This window comes from Citrobacter sp. Awk 4, assembly GCF_028069725.1.
GTDB lineage: Bacteria > Pseudomonadota > Gammaproteobacteria > Enterobacterales > Enterobacteriaceae > Citrobacter_D.
On record NZ_JANEWG010000158.1, the window covers coordinates 1 to 375 of the forward strand.

General features: G+C 60.0%; 1 protein-coding gene. It reads right to left on the reverse strand.

What is annotated here, in order from left to right; all coding sequences use genetic code 11:
- A partial coding sequence (locus NNO04_RS22640; RefSeq protein ID WP_442870769.1) for a hypothetical protein occupies nt 1-375 on the reverse strand: 375 nt, incomplete at both ends.

Below are 375 nucleotides of genomic sequence, written 5' to 3' on the forward strand. Positions count from 1 at the left end.
TGCGCCGGCCCAGCGCGTCATACTGATACCGCGTCTCGCTGTTGCTGCTGATAACCCGCGTTAACTGGCCCTGCGCGTTCCACTCCAGTTGCTGCCCGCGCCGCTCTGACAGTTCGCCCCATTCGTTATAACGGTAACGGTCACGCCCATAGCCCGGCAGGCGGTTATCCATCACCGCACTCTGGTACTCATCCGTCAGCAGGTTGCCCGCTTTATCGTAATAATAATGGTCATGGTCGTACATCTGCCCCGTGCGACTGGTCAGCCAGCCGCTGCGGTCATAGCTGAACACCAGGCAACCGCGCAGTTTGTCATTAATGCCGCCGACTTCGCCGTCTGCGTTCCAGAGGTAATCCCGCGCCGTCACACTGTCGC